The 12,151-nt window shown below is 71.2% G+C and carries 14 protein-coding genes and 1 tRNA gene; 5 read left to right on the top strand and 10 right to left on the bottom strand.

What is annotated here, in order from left to right:
* The first annotated feature begins 314 nt into the window (after nucleotides 1–314).
* Entirely contained in the window at nucleotides 315–620 is a 306-nt protein-coding gene (locus Q8R27_RS04685) for a hypothetical protein (protein ID WP_305697914.1), read from the top strand.
* A gap of 23 nt (nucleotides 621–643) precedes the next feature.
* Here Q8R27_RS04685 and Q8R27_RS04690 read toward each other — a convergent pair.
* Together Q8R27_RS04690 and Q8R27_RS04695 are read right to left on the bottom strand one after the other, a co-directional pair.
* Nucleotides 644–720 (bottom strand) — tRNA-Arg (locus Q8R27_RS04690).
* Nucleotides 721–798: 78 nt separating this feature from the next.
* Complete coding sequence (locus Q8R27_RS04695; protein ID WP_305697915.1) at nucleotides 799–1,827, bottom strand: P1 family peptidase; 1,029 nt, start codon at nucleotides 1,825–1,827, stop codon at nucleotides 799–801.
* A 106-nt stretch (nucleotides 1,828–1,933) separates the two neighbouring features.
* Between Q8R27_RS04695 and Q8R27_RS04700 the strand changes: the two genes are divergently transcribed.
* Nucleotides 1,934–3,670: a gamma-glutamyltransferase family protein gene (locus tag Q8R27_RS04700; RefSeq protein ID WP_371134646.1), complete on the top strand. Its 1,737-nt coding sequence runs from the start codon at nucleotides 1,934–1,936 to the stop codon at nucleotides 3,668–3,670.
* Here the strand turns inward: Q8R27_RS04700 and Q8R27_RS04705 are convergent.
* From Q8R27_RS04705 to Q8R27_RS04720, 4 genes are read right to left on the bottom strand one after another with little or no spacing between them, the layout of a single operon-like run.
* Complete coding sequence (locus tag Q8R27_RS04705; protein ID WP_305697917.1) at nucleotides 3,667–5,172, bottom strand: sensor histidine kinase; 1,506 nt, start codon at nucleotides 5,170–5,172, stop codon at nucleotides 3,667–3,669. The genes Q8R27_RS04700 and Q8R27_RS04705 overlap by 4 nt on opposite strands.
* A gap of 60 nt (nucleotides 5,173–5,232) precedes the next feature.
* The gene (locus Q8R27_RS04710; protein WP_305697918.1) at nucleotides 5,233–6,273 is read right to left on the bottom strand and encodes a quinone-dependent dihydroorotate dehydrogenase; all 1,041 of its coding nucleotides are present in this window, start codon (nucleotides 6,271–6,273) and stop codon (nucleotides 5,233–5,235) included.
* Nucleotides 6,270–6,611: a DUF952 domain-containing protein gene (locus tag Q8R27_RS04715; RefSeq protein ID WP_305697919.1), complete on the bottom strand. Its 342-nt coding sequence runs from the start codon at nucleotides 6,609–6,611 to the stop codon at nucleotides 6,270–6,272. Before Q8R27_RS04715 ends, Q8R27_RS04710 begins: the two co-directional genes overlap by 4 nt.
* Complete coding sequence (locus tag Q8R27_RS04720; protein WP_305697920.1) at nucleotides 6,608–7,111, bottom strand: histidine phosphatase family protein; 504 nt, start codon at nucleotides 7,109–7,111, stop codon at nucleotides 6,608–6,610. The genes Q8R27_RS04715 and Q8R27_RS04720 overlap by 4 nt, the downstream gene beginning before the upstream one ends.
* 85 nt (nucleotides 7,112–7,196) lie before the next feature.
* Between Q8R27_RS04720 and Q8R27_RS04725 the strand changes: the two genes are divergently transcribed.
* On the top strand, nucleotides 7,197–8,369 hold the full coding sequence (locus tag Q8R27_RS04725; protein WP_305697926.1) for a homoserine O-acetyltransferase: 1,173 nt from the start codon (nucleotides 7,197–7,199) through the stop codon (nucleotides 8,367–8,369).
* The gene (gene metW / locus Q8R27_RS04730; RefSeq protein WP_305697921.1) at nucleotides 8,366–9,064 is read left to right on the top strand and encodes a methionine biosynthesis protein MetW; all 699 of its coding nucleotides are present in this window, start codon (nucleotides 8,366–8,368) and stop codon (nucleotides 9,062–9,064) included. The genes Q8R27_RS04725 and metW overlap by 4 nt, the downstream gene beginning before the upstream one ends.
* Here metW and Q8R27_RS04735 read toward each other — a convergent pair.
* Nucleotides 9,061–9,405, bottom strand: coding sequence for a P-II family nitrogen regulator (locus Q8R27_RS04735; RefSeq protein WP_305593832.1), 345 nt, complete (start codon nucleotides 9,403–9,405; stop codon nucleotides 9,061–9,063). The genes metW and Q8R27_RS04735 overlap by 4 nt on opposite strands.
* Nucleotides 9,402–10,244 (bottom strand): methyltransferase domain-containing protein, encoded by an 843-nt coding sequence (locus Q8R27_RS04740; RefSeq protein ID WP_305697922.1) that lies wholly within the window; start codon nucleotides 10,242–10,244, stop codon nucleotides 9,402–9,404. Before Q8R27_RS04740 ends, Q8R27_RS04735 begins: the two co-directional genes overlap by 4 nt.
* A 123-nt stretch (nucleotides 10,245–10,367) precedes the next feature.
* Between Q8R27_RS04740 and gloB the strand changes: the two genes are divergently transcribed.
* On the top strand, nucleotides 10,368–11,129 hold the full coding sequence (gloB, locus tag Q8R27_RS04745; RefSeq protein ID WP_305697923.1) for a hydroxyacylglutathione hydrolase: 762 nt from the start codon (nucleotides 10,368–10,370) through the stop codon (nucleotides 11,127–11,129).
* A gap of 6 nt (nucleotides 11,130–11,135) precedes the next feature.
* Here gloB and Q8R27_RS04750 read toward each other — a convergent pair whose 3' ends face one another.
* Nucleotides 11,136–11,906 (bottom strand): DUF4908 domain-containing protein, encoded by a 771-nt coding sequence (locus Q8R27_RS04750; RefSeq protein WP_305697924.1) that lies wholly within the window; start codon nucleotides 11,904–11,906, stop codon nucleotides 11,136–11,138.
* A gap of 56 nt (nucleotides 11,907–11,962) precedes the next feature.
* Nucleotides 11,963–12,151 (bottom strand): SDR family oxidoreductase (locus tag Q8R27_RS04755; RefSeq protein ID WP_305697925.1); only part of this gene is annotated, 189 nt, incomplete at its 5' end.

Here is a 12,151-nt window from a genome sequence, read left to right on the forward strand (position 1 = left end):
AGGTGGAGTGGTCCGACATCTCACGCGGGATGAAGGCGACCGGCCCCGGAGGGACGGGCGAACTACAGATGCGCAGTTTCTGGCGCGAATGGAACGCGCGGATGACCACCGGCGGCCATGCTGAAAGCTGGGACGACTAGGCGGTCGAAGTCCGCCCTGGATCGAGGCTGTGTAAACGCGAAGCGCTTCAGATTCCTGACATCACGACGTTTGAAGGCGTTGGGATGGGCCGCTTCGTCGAGGTGAGGATCGTAGGCAGCCGACGCTCTTGCCGATCTGACTGGACGACGACGTCAGCGAGGAGAACCCAACGGATGATCAACGTCTTCGTTGGTGTGATCGATCTCGGAGGCCTGGGCTTCGTGGCGCCAGCGGCGGCGACCCGGGCGGCCGAGCCTATCGCCAGCTATCTGGCCAAGCTCGACACCGCCGGCCGAGAGGCGGGTGCGGCGATCGAGGCGCGGGCCGAAAAGCTGAAGGAAAAGATCGCGACCTTGCGTGCCCAGATGCAGGCGCTGAAGGCGATGGACCTGCAGGTGGATCGGCCTTGCTCCCCTGCAGGTCATCGGTGTGGGACACTGTGCTGCAACGCCATCCGGACCCAGGATACCGCGGCTTGAAACATAAACGTTCTTGAAGAATTTGGCGCGCCCGGAACGATTCGAACGTCCGACCCTCAGATTCGTAGTCTGATGCTCTATCCAGCTGAGCTACGGGCGCGCATCGCCTGACGGCGAGGGCGCGGAACCTAGCGCACCGCGCGGAAAGTTCAACCCGCCGCGCGCAGCGATTTTTCCCTCACCCCAGGTCGCGCCAACAGCGCACGTCCGAGCCGGGCCAGGCCGTGGCCTCGAACACCGCGCGGGCGACGGCGCGGGCCAGGCAGTCGGCGGCGAGCGAGCCCAGCCGGGCGACGGCGTAGGCGCTCGCATCCCGGGGCATCGGCCGGCGCGCGGTGGAGATGGCGAAGACCACGTCGCCGTCGAACGGGGCGTGCACCGGACGGATGGCGCGAGCCAGGCCGTCCTGGGCCATCACCGCGACGCGGCGCGCCTGGGCTGGAGTCAGCGCTACGTCCGTGGCCACGCAGGCGATGGTGGTGTTGCGCGCCGCGCCCGGCGCCTTGGCCAGGCCCCAGTCCTCCGGCGCGGCGACGCGGCCGGCGGCGCCAAGGCCGCCAAATTCACCGCCCACCTCGAACGGCGCGGCCCAGAAACTGCGGCCGCCCGGCGCAACGACCGAGCCCCAGCAGTTGACGGCGACCAACGCGCCGACGGTGAAGCCGTCCCCGGCGACCATCGAGGCCGAGCCGACGCCGCCTTTCAGCGCCCCGGCCATGGCGCCGTAGCCCGCGCCCGCCGCGCCGAGGTCGAACGCCTGGCCGGCCGCGGTCGCCGCTTGGCGGCCCAGTCGGCGGTACGGGGGCTCCTCGCCCCAGGCCTTGTCGCCGCGGTTGGCGAGATCGAACAGGATGGCCGATGGAATAACCGGGGCGGCCGGCACGTCGTCGCGGTCGGCCAGGCGATACCCCCGCCCCTGCGCGCCCAGCCAGGCGGTCACGCCGTCGGCGGCCGCCAGGCCATAGACCGAGCCGCCGGACAGCACCACGGCGTCCACCGCCTCCACCAGGGTGTCGGGGGCGAGCGCATCGGTCTCCCGCGTGCCAGGGGCCCCGCCGCGCACGTCGACGGCGCAGACCGCCGGCGTGTCCGGCAGGATCACGGTCACGCCGGTGCGCGCAGCCGCGTCATGCGCCTGGCCAACCGCCAGCCCGGGCACGTCGGTGATCAGGTTGCGCCGTCCGGGCGCCGCTGCTGGCGTATCCATGCTCTCGACGTCGCATGGCTGGGCGTTTGTTGTCCACGCGCACGCCGCCTAAGGTGCGCGCCGCCCCAACGTAAACTGACGAGTCCACACCGCCGTGTCCCACATCGTGCGCCGCGCCCCAGGCGCCATAGCCCTGCTGTCCGCCCTGCTGCTGGGCGCCTGCGCCACGCAGAGCGCCCCACCGAGCCCGGCGGCGTCCGCGCCGCCGCAGGTCGTCGCGCCCGCCAGGCCGACCGCCATGGTCTCGGCGGCCAATCCGCTGGCTGTGGATGCGGGGCTGAAGGTCCTGCGCGCGGGCGGCTCGGCGGTGGACGCCGCCGTCGCGGTCCAGGCGGTGCTGGGGCTGGTGGAGCCGCAGAGCTCCGGCCTCGGGGGCGGCGCCTTCATGACCTACTACGACTCGGCGACACGGCAGGTCACCGCGTTCAACGGCCGCGAGACGGCGCCGGCCGGGGCGACGCCGGGGATGTTCCTCGACGCCGCCGGCAAGCCTCTGCCGTTTCGCGTCGCGGTGCTGAGTGGGCGCGCCACCGGGGCTCCTGGCGCCGTGGCCATGCTGGCCATGGCCCAGGCGCGGTTCGGCAAGCTGGCCTGGAGCGGCTTGTTCGCCGACGCCGAACGACTGGCCGCCGACGGCTTCGTGGTCAGCCCGCGGCTGGCCGGGATGATCGCCTCCAAGGAGCCGGAGACGGCGGCGCCCGACACGATCGCCTATTTCACCAAGCCGGACGGGGCGAAATACGCCGCCGGCGACGTGCTGCGCAACCCGGCCTACGCGGCCACCGTGCGGGCGATCGCCGCCGACGGGCCGAAGGCCTTGCTGGAAGGCCCGATCGCCGAGGCGATCGTGGCGCGCGTGCATGGCGACCCCATCCCGGGCACGCTGTCGAAGGCCGACCTCGCGGGCTACCGGCCGAAGTCCGAGCCGGCGCTTTGCCGGCCCTACCGCGTCTATGTGATCTGCGTGCCGCCGGCGCCGTCCGGCGGGCCCGCGGTGCTGGAGGCGCTGGGCATACTGGAGCGCACCGACATCGCCGCACACGGGCCCGCCGATCCGCAAGGCTGGTACTTGTTCGCCGAGGCGAGCCGGCTGATGTACGCCGACCGCGACCGCTATCTGGCCGATCCGGATTTCGTCACCGTGCCCGTCGAGGGCCTGCTGGATCCGGCCTACCTCGACGCGCGGGCCAGGCTGATCGGCCCGACCGCCGGCCCGCCGCCCGCGCCCGGCAAGCCCAAGGGCGCGCCCGTCTGGGGACCCGATGCGACGCGCGAGCCTGGCGGCACGACCCACTTCGTGGTCGTCGACGCCGATGGCGACGTGGTGTCGATGACCACCACGGTGGAGAGCATCTTCGGCTCCGGCCGGCTGGTGGCGGGCTTCTTCCTCAACAATCAGATCACCGACTTCTCGTTCTCGCCGACGCAGGACGACGGGACGCCGGCGGCCAACGCGGTCGCACCGGGCAAGCGACCGCGCTCGGCGATGTCGCCGGCCATCGTGCTGGATCGCGACGGGCGTTTCGTCGCCGCCGTGGGGTCGCCCGGCGGTCCGGCGATCATCGCCTACAACCTCAAGGCCCTGGTGGGCGTCCTGGACTGGAAACTATCGATGCAGGCGGCCATCGACTTGCCGAACCTGGTGGCGCGCGGCGCCAACTATGGGGCCGAGCTTGGCAGGATGGACCCCGCCATCGCGGCTGGCTTGGCCGCCAAAGGGATCGTGCTGAAGAGCGGCGGTGCGGCGGAAGGTTCGGGCCTGCACGGGGTGAAGGCGCTGCCCGGCGGCGGCCTTGAAGGCGGCGCGGACCCCCGGCGCGAAGGCAAGGCGATCGGCTTCTAGGGCTTGGCCGACAGCTCGCCGCCCTCAGGCGCCGGACGGGCGCGGCGGCGGCGCAGCGGCCCTGGCGCGCCGGGCAACTTGAGCTCGAACACCGAGCCCCGCGGGCTGCTCTCCACCAACGTCAGGTCGCCGCCATGGCCCTGGGCCAGCTCGCGCGCGATGGCCAGGCCCAGGCCCGCGCCGTCGGGCCGTCCAGAACTGGCGAACGGCTGGAACAGACGCTCGCGCAACCGCTCGGGCACGCCCGGCCCGTTGTCGGCGAAGCGGACCAGGCTGACGTCGTCGGCCTGGGTCATGGAGACGCGCACCTCGCCCGGCGACTCGCGCCCCTGCTGTCGCTCGATCGCCTCGCGGGCGTTGCGCAACAGGTTGACGAGAATCCGGTGCAGCTGGTCGGGATCGGCGCTCACCTGTTCGGCGCGACCGACCTCGACCACCAGCCGAACGCCCTCGTCCGACATCCTGGCCTCCTCCGCCGCCATCTCCAGCGCCGCCAGCAACGGGACCGGGCCGGCGTCCGGCGCCGCCTCCTGGGTCTTGCCGTAGGTCAGCACGTCGGTGGCGAGCTTCACCGCCCGATCGAGGGCGCGTTCCAACCTGGGCAGCGCCTGGCTGACCTTCGGGTCCTTCAGCGCCGCCAGCCGCTCGGAGGCGATCTGGGCGCTGGTCAACATGTTGCGCAGGTCGTGGTTGATCTTGGCCACCGCCTCGCCCAGCGCCGCCAGCCGGGCGCGGGAGTTGAGCGCCGTGCGCAGGTCGCCCTGCATAAGGTCCAGCTCCACCTCCGCACGGCCGACCTCGTCGCGACGGCCGGACAGTTCGATGCGGGCGGCGGGATCGTCAGGGTCAGCGCGGAAGCGCTCCATCGAGCGGGTGATCCGCTGCATTGGGCGCACCAGGAAGAAGTTCAGCGACAGATAGACCAGCACGCCGGCCATCGTTGAGACGAAGGCGGTGACCACCATCAGCCGCAGCAGGAACTGGCGCAGGTCGCGCTTCAGCTCGGTGTCGGGGGCGACAATCTCGACGAAGTCAGCCTTGCGGAAGCGCGGTTCGGCGACGACCCGCACGCGACGACCTTCACCGCCGAACAGGGTCTGGAATGGCGCGGCCAGCCACGAGCCCGGAGCCTGGTCGCGCAGGTCGACCAGATAGGGTGTCGTGGTCATACGACGCCCGCCCAGCACCAGCCGGCGCATGCCCTGCTCCTGCACCGCGACGCGCTCGACGCCGGCGCCCTCCAGCAACTGGGCGGCGAGCTGTTCGCTGACCACTCGCTCTGGCGCGACCTCGGGGGCGAGGGACGCGAGCTCGGCGGCGCGCACGCGGTCCAGCAGCCATTGCTCCTCGAAGGTGGCGAGGGCTGGCGGCAGCACCAGCGCGCCGCCCAGTGCGACAAACAATGCGGTCAGGATCAGCAGGCGCGTCGAGAGGCCGCCCGGCCAGAAGAAGCGGCGCCGGTGTGGCTTTCGAAGCGCCTGCGGCGAGGGGGCGTCCGCCATGCCGTCCTCGTTAAGGCGCCGGGGCGCGTTCGGCAACGCGAGCCGCTCGAAGCGGCGCCGCTAGCGCGCGCAAGCCGCCTCGGCGACCGATTGGAAGCCGTCGGCGCGCAATCGCTGCGCCAGGTCGCGCTTGATCCGCTCGACCAGGCCCGGTCCCTCGAACACCAGAGCCGAATAGAGTTGCACCGCGCGGGCGCCGGCGCGGATCTTGGCGTAGGCGTCCGCCCCTGAGGCCACGCCGCCTGCGCCCACCAGCGTCAGGCGATCACCGGCGGCCTGGGCGAAGGCGGCCAGCATGCGGGTGGAAAGTTCGCACAGCGGCGCGCCGGACAAGCCGCCCGCCTCGCCGGCGAAGCGCGACGCCAACGCAGGCCGCGTCACGGTGGTGTTTGAGACGACGATCCCGGCAAGTCCCTGGGCGACACTGGTTTCGACGATGGTCTCCACCTCGCCATCCTCCAGGTCGGGCGCGACTTTCAGGAACATCGGAACCTTGCCCGCCGCCGGCAGCGCGTCGCGGCGTTCGGCCAGGCGGCCCAGCAATTCCTCCAGCGCCGCCTTGGTCTGCAGGGCGCGCAGACCGGGCGTGTTGGGCGAGGAGATGTTGATGGTGAAGTAGCTGGCGAGGCACCAAAGGCGCGTGAGGCCCGTGACATAGTCGCCGATGCGGTCCTCCGCGTCCTTGTTGGCGCCGATGTTCGCCCCCACGGGCCCGCGCCGTTGCGCCAGACGCGCGGCGAAGGCGTCAAGACCACGGTTGTTGAAGCCCATGCGGTTGATCACCGCCCGGTCCTCGGTGAGCCGGAACAGGCGCGGCCTGGGATTGCCGACCTGCGGCTGGGGCGTGACCGTGCCGCACTCCACGAAGCCGAAGCCCGCCCGCAGCATGGGCGCGAACACCTGGGCGTCCTTGTCGAAACCAGGCGCCAGGCCCACGCAGTTACCGACCGCCAGCCCGCCCAGGTCGGTCGCCAGGATCGGGTCGTCGGCGCCGCCCACCGGCCCTAGACCGGCGCGTAGCCCCAGCAGGGCCATGCGGTGGGCGTCCTCGGGATCGAGGACGTGCAGGGCGCGGGCGGCCGCGTCATGCAGCCCGCTCATGCGCCCAGGTCCACGTGCGGCACGCCGTCGGCCCCCAGCGGCGCCTGGCGCACCGCGCGCACCAGGCCGACATCCAGCACGCCATAGAGGTGCGGGAACAGTGCGCCGCCGCGTGACGGCTCCCAGCGCAGCGCCTCGCCGAGGTCGTCGGCCTCAAGCTCCAGCGTCACCAGCGCGGCTCGGCCCGCATAGTGCCGGCTCGCGGTCTCCTGGGCCTGATCTGCGGTGCTGAGATGGATATAGCCGTCCTGCAGGTCGACGGCGGAGCCGGCGAACCGGCCGGTGCGCAGCGCCTCGCGCCACTCGTCCAGGCCCAGGATCTTGTAGACGCGGCTCATTCGGCGATCCCCGGCGGCGCCAGGAACAGGCCCTCGAACACCGGCGCACCGTCGTCGTGGAATGCGAACACCGCCGCCGCGCCGGTCGGAAAGCGCCGCTCCATGCGGGCGATCTCGGACGGCGGCGCCGAACCTTCCGCCAGGAGCTGGACGGCGAGATCCTGGACGCCGGGATTGTGGCCCACCACCATCACCGCGCCGCTCACCGCGCCAGCCGCCTCGGCGATGCGGCGGATGCCGGCGGCGTCGACGCTGTAGAGCGCAGGCTCGATCTGTTCGCGCGCATTGGGAAACGCCGGCTCGCAGGCGCGCCAGGTCTCCAGCGCGCGCGGCGCCGAAGACACCAGGGCCAGCACGGGCCGGATCGACTCGGCCGCCAGCGCGATCGCCGCGCCCTCGGCCTCGCGCCAGCCGCGCGCCGTCAGATGGCGATCGAAGTCGTCGCCGCTGGCGGCGTCGCGTTCCGCCTCGCCATGCCGTAGAAGGATCAGCCGGTTCATCATCTCTCCGTCGGCGCCGTCATAGCCCCCGGTGCGCGTCGCGCGAAGCGGTTGACAGATTTATAGCTTGGCGGTCCAAGGCGCGATGACCCAGACCCTGGCGGGGGCCGCAATCACCGACGGCGACGGCGTGCAGACGGGCGGCGGCGTGCACCGCTTCCCGTCCGACCGTCCATTACGCCTGGAGTCCGGCGCGTCACTGGCGCCGCTCGAGGTCGCCTACAAGACCTATGGCGTGCTCAATGCCGACAAGTCGAACGCCGTGCTGGTCTGCCACGCGCTGACCGGCGACCAGCATGCCGCCTCGATCCATCCGGTGACCGGCAAGCCGGGCTGGTGGAGCCGGGTGATCGGCCCGGGCCTGCCTCTGGACCCGGGGCGCTATTTCATCATCTGCGTCAACGTCATCGGCGGCTGCATGGGCTCGCTGGGCCCGAGCTCCATCAACCCCGAGACCAACAAGCCTTACGGCCTGAGCTTCCCGGTGATCACCATCGCCGACATGGTCCGCGCCCAGGCGATGCTGATCGAGGCGCTGGGCGTCGACACCCTTTTCGCCGTGGTCGGCGGCTCGATGGGCGGCATGCAGGTGCTGCAGTGGGCGGCCGACTATCCGGAAAAGCTGTTCTCGGCGGTGTGCATCGCCGCGGCGCCGCGCCACTCGGCGCAGAACATCGCCTTCCACGAGGTCGGACGTCAGGCGATCATGGCCGACCCCGACTGGCGCGGCGGCGCCTACGAGGAACAGGGCGTGCGACCGGAAAAGGGCCTGGCGGTGGCGCGCATGGCCGCGCACATCACCTACCTGTCGGAGCCCGCCCTGCAGCGGAGGTTTGGCCGCGAGCTGCAGCGCGACGGCCTGTCGTGGGGCTTCGACGCCGACTTCCAGGTGGAGAGCTACCTGCGTCACCAAGGGGCGAGTTTCGTCGACCGTTTCGACGCCAACTCCTACCTCTACATCACCCGCGCCCTGGACTATTTCGACCTGGCGGGCGCACACGGCGGGGTGCTGGTCGAGGCGTTCCGGCGGGCGCGCAACGTTCGCTTCTGCGTCCTGTCGTTCTCTTCCGACTGGCTCTACCCGACGATCGAGAGCCGCGACATCGTGCGCGCGCTGAACGCCGCCGGCTGCCGGGCGAGCTTCGCCGAGATCGAGACCGACAAGGGCCACGACGCCTTCTTCCTCGACGAGCCGCAGCTCGACCTATCCCTGCGCGGTTTCTTCGCCTCGGCGGCGCAGGTGCGGGGCCTGAAGTGAGCACGGCGCGGGAGGGTTCCGGCCGAGAGGACTTCCGCGAGATCCTGCGGCTGGTGCGCCCGGGCACGCGGGTGCTCGACGTCGGCTGTGCGGAAGGCGAGTTGCTGGAGCTGCTGGCCCGCGAGAAGGGCGTCGACGGACAGGGGCTGGAGATCAGTCCGGCTGGCGTCTCGGCCTGCCTGGCCCGCGGCCTGGCCGTGGTGCAGGGCGACGCCGACCACGACCTCGACCACTTCCCGACGCGGGCGTTCGACTATGCGGTGCTGTCCGATAGCCTGCAGCAGATGCGCGATCCGCGCCACGCGCTGGCCGAGCTCCTGCGCATCGCCGAACGGGCGGTGGTGTCGTTCCCCAACTTCGGCCACTGGCGCGTGCGCCTGGCGCTGGTCACCCGCGGGCGGATGCCGGAGACCAAGGCCCTGCCCCAACCCTGGTGGTCGACGCCGAACATCCACCTGTGCACGCTGCGTGATTTCACCGCGCTCTGCGAGGATCTGGACCTGCGGATCGACGCCTGCGCGGCGCTGGCCAGCGGCAAGCCGGCGCGGGCGATCAACCCGGCCCTGCCGATCGAGAACTGGCGGGCGGAGACCGCGCTGTTCCTGCTGAGCCGGCGCGGCGAGAGCAAAGCGTCCGGCCCGGCGGTCGCATACGACCTGCTCGGCGAACCGGAGACGGCGCCCCTTAAGCGTTAGCCTGCGATTGCGGCGGCGTCGCGGTCGCCGGTGCGGATGCGCAGCGCCTGTTCGAGGTCGAGGACGAAGACCTTGCCGTCGCCGATCTTGCCGGTGTTGGCGGTGCGTGAGATCGCCTCGACCACCGCATCGAGTATGTCGGACGGCACCGCGATCTCCAGCTTCACCTTGGGCAGCAGCTTCACCTCGTATTCCGCGCCCCGATAGACTTCGGTCTTGCCGCGCTGGCGGCCGTAGCCGCGCACCTCGGTGACGGTGAGCCCAGAGGCGCCCGCGTCCGTCACGGCCTCGAGCACGGCGTCAAGGCGGCTCGGCTTGATGACCGCGATGATCATCTTCATGAGGACGGCTCCCAATTATGGCCGCGGCCCGCGGCGATCTCCTGCACGCTAGGGCGTTCGGAGGACGCCTCCAAGAGGCTCTGTGAACTCCGCCTCGGCGGCGCCTGGGAAACAGGCGCCGCGCCCGCCGGAGCCGGCGCCAGCAGCGGCCGGGCCACCCGCACCCGCGCCCGTGCGCCCCTCGGCTTGACCGCGAACGCTTGCTTCACCGCCTCCATCAGCACCAGGCCGGCAAACTGCGGCCACAACCTGGAGCCGGCGCTCTCGAAGCCTTCCGCCCAGCGCGCGGCCCAGGAGATCGGCGGAGCATAGAGCGCGCGGGTCCATCCTGACGGCTCCAGGTCGGCTTCGCGGAGCAGTTCGCCCAACTGGCGGCGGCTGTAGGGTCGACCGTGGCCAAAGGGCGTCGCCTCGACATTGGCCCAGGGGCCGTTGCGGGCGGCCACGGCGACGATCACCCGGCCGGATGGGGCGAGGATGCGACCCACTTCGCGCAGCAGCGCCGCCGGATCGGGGCTCTCCTCCAGGGCGTGGACGCAGAGGATGCGATCGAACAGGGCGTTGGCGAACGGCAGGGCGTCCTCGTCAGCGAGACAGGTGAGGTTGGGCTCGCCCGCCGGCCACAGCTCGACGCCCTGTTGGGCCGGCATGGCCGCCGTCACCCGCCGCGCCGCAGGGCGCAGCGCGCCGACGAACGGCGTCGCATAGCCCAAAGCCAGCACATCCAATCCGTGAGCGTCGCCCCACACCTCGACGACCTTGCGCCCGACCATGTCGCGGGCGGCGCGCCCCAGGGGAGAGGCGTAGAATTCGCGAAGCTCGAGCACGTCACGACGCATGATCAGGATGGGAACGCTCGACTATGGCCTGCGCGCAACCTAAATCGACGCTGACCGGTTGTCCCGCCGGCCGCGCCGCGGCCAGGCCGAAGACCAGCCCACGTCGCCCTAGCGGAGACCGCCATGCCCCTCGTCGTCCATCAGTTCCCCTGCCTCCAGGACAATTACGGCTTCCTGGCGCGCGACGAAGCGACCGGCCAGACCGCCTGCATCGACACCCCAGACGCCCAGGCGATCCTGCGCGAACTCGACAAGCTTGGCTGGTCGCTGACCCTGATCCTCAACACGCACTGGCACCCCGACCACGCCGGGGGAAACGCCGAGATCAAAGCCGCGACTGGCGCCGTCGTGGTCGGGCCTGGCGAGGTCGAGAAGCTGTCGCCCGTCGACCGCGAGGTGCACGGCGGTGACCGCGTGCAGTTGGGCGAGACCACCTTCGAGGTGATCGAGACCGGCGGCCACACCTTGGGTCACATCGCCTATCACGACGCCGCCGACTCCATGGCCTTCGTTGGCGACACCCTGTTCGCTCTGGGTTGCGGGCGATTGTTCGAGGGCACGCCGCAGCAGATGTGGACCAGCCTGCAGCGTCTGGCCGCCCTGCCCGAGGCGACTACCGTCTATTGCGCGCACGAGTACACCGCCGCCAACGCCCGCTTCGCGCTCTCGGTGGACCACGACCCGGCGCTCAAGGCTCGCGCCGACCAGGTGTTCGCGGCTCGCGAACGCGGCGAGCCCACGGTGCCCACCACGATCGCACTCGAGAAGGCGACCAATCCGTTCCTGCGGGCGCCGCTTCTGGCGGCGGCCATGGGGATCGGAGGCGCCGCCGACTACGAGGCGTTCGCCGCCGTGCGCAAGGCCAAGGACGAGTTCAAGGGCTGAAGCGGCCTAGCGCTCGAGGGTCGCCAGGATCCGGTCGGAGGACGGCCGGCCAGCGAGGCCCTCGCCCGGCGCTACGGTGATGCGCATCACGCCTTGCTGGATCACGGTGCTAGGTTTGCGGCCGGCGACCAGTGTGACCTTGTTGAACTGGGCCAGCATCTTTTTGCCGTCGCCGCGCCGGGCCATGCGCACCACCGCCTCAGCGGCGACCGTAGCCGCGTCGGCGATCAGGGCGGAAGAGGCGGGCGTCGCCTCGGCCTCGAAGGTGATCAGCCGCCGCGCCGCGCGGCTGGCGCGCAACGTCGCCTGGGCCAGGCGCTCCAGCAGCGCCTGAGGGCCCAGGGGCGCAAGCTTCAGCGGCGTCGCCCCGCCCGCCAGGGCGGCGGCCGAGCCTCCGGGACGGGTGTCGGTGAACACGGTCACACCACCCAGCCGGGTGGCGCGCAGCACCGGCTCGCCCAGATCGTTCTTGTAGATCACGTCGCCGCGTGGGGCCGGCTGCGGCAGCAGCGCCCACACTTCGGGGCTGTTTTCGAACTTCAGCAACGGCCGCCCCTGGGTACGGTCGAGGATGAAGGACTGGCCGTCTTCGGAGACGTAGCGCGCCACCGCCGGCGCGGTGGTGGAGTTGCGACCGTCCGGCGTCCGGCCGCCGAACAGGCCTTCCCGAAGGGTTTCGGGCGCCGCCAGGGCCTGTCCGACGAATCCGGTCCCGCCCGCTGCGACGAGGGTCGCGAGCAGGAAGGCTCTCAGGATCGCCGGTGTGTCGCTCGCCATGACGCGTTAAGACATGACGCTTGAGTGGGGCGCTTTTTGGACGCTCGCGTCCAGACTTAACCCGCCATCAACTGTCCGCCGTTCAGCGACAGCGTCGAGCCGGTCACATAGCCGGCGTGTTCACCCGCCAGGAACGCCACCATGTCGGCGATCTCCTCACCGCGGCCGAGACGACCGACGGGGATCTGGCTGATGATAGACTCCAGCACCTTCTCCGGCACCGCCTGCACCATCTCGGTGTCGAT

The sequence above is a fragment of the Phenylobacterium sp. genome, assembly GCF_030697305.1.
Classification (GTDB): domain Bacteria; phylum Pseudomonadota; class Alphaproteobacteria; order Caulobacterales; family Caulobacteraceae; genus Phenylobacterium.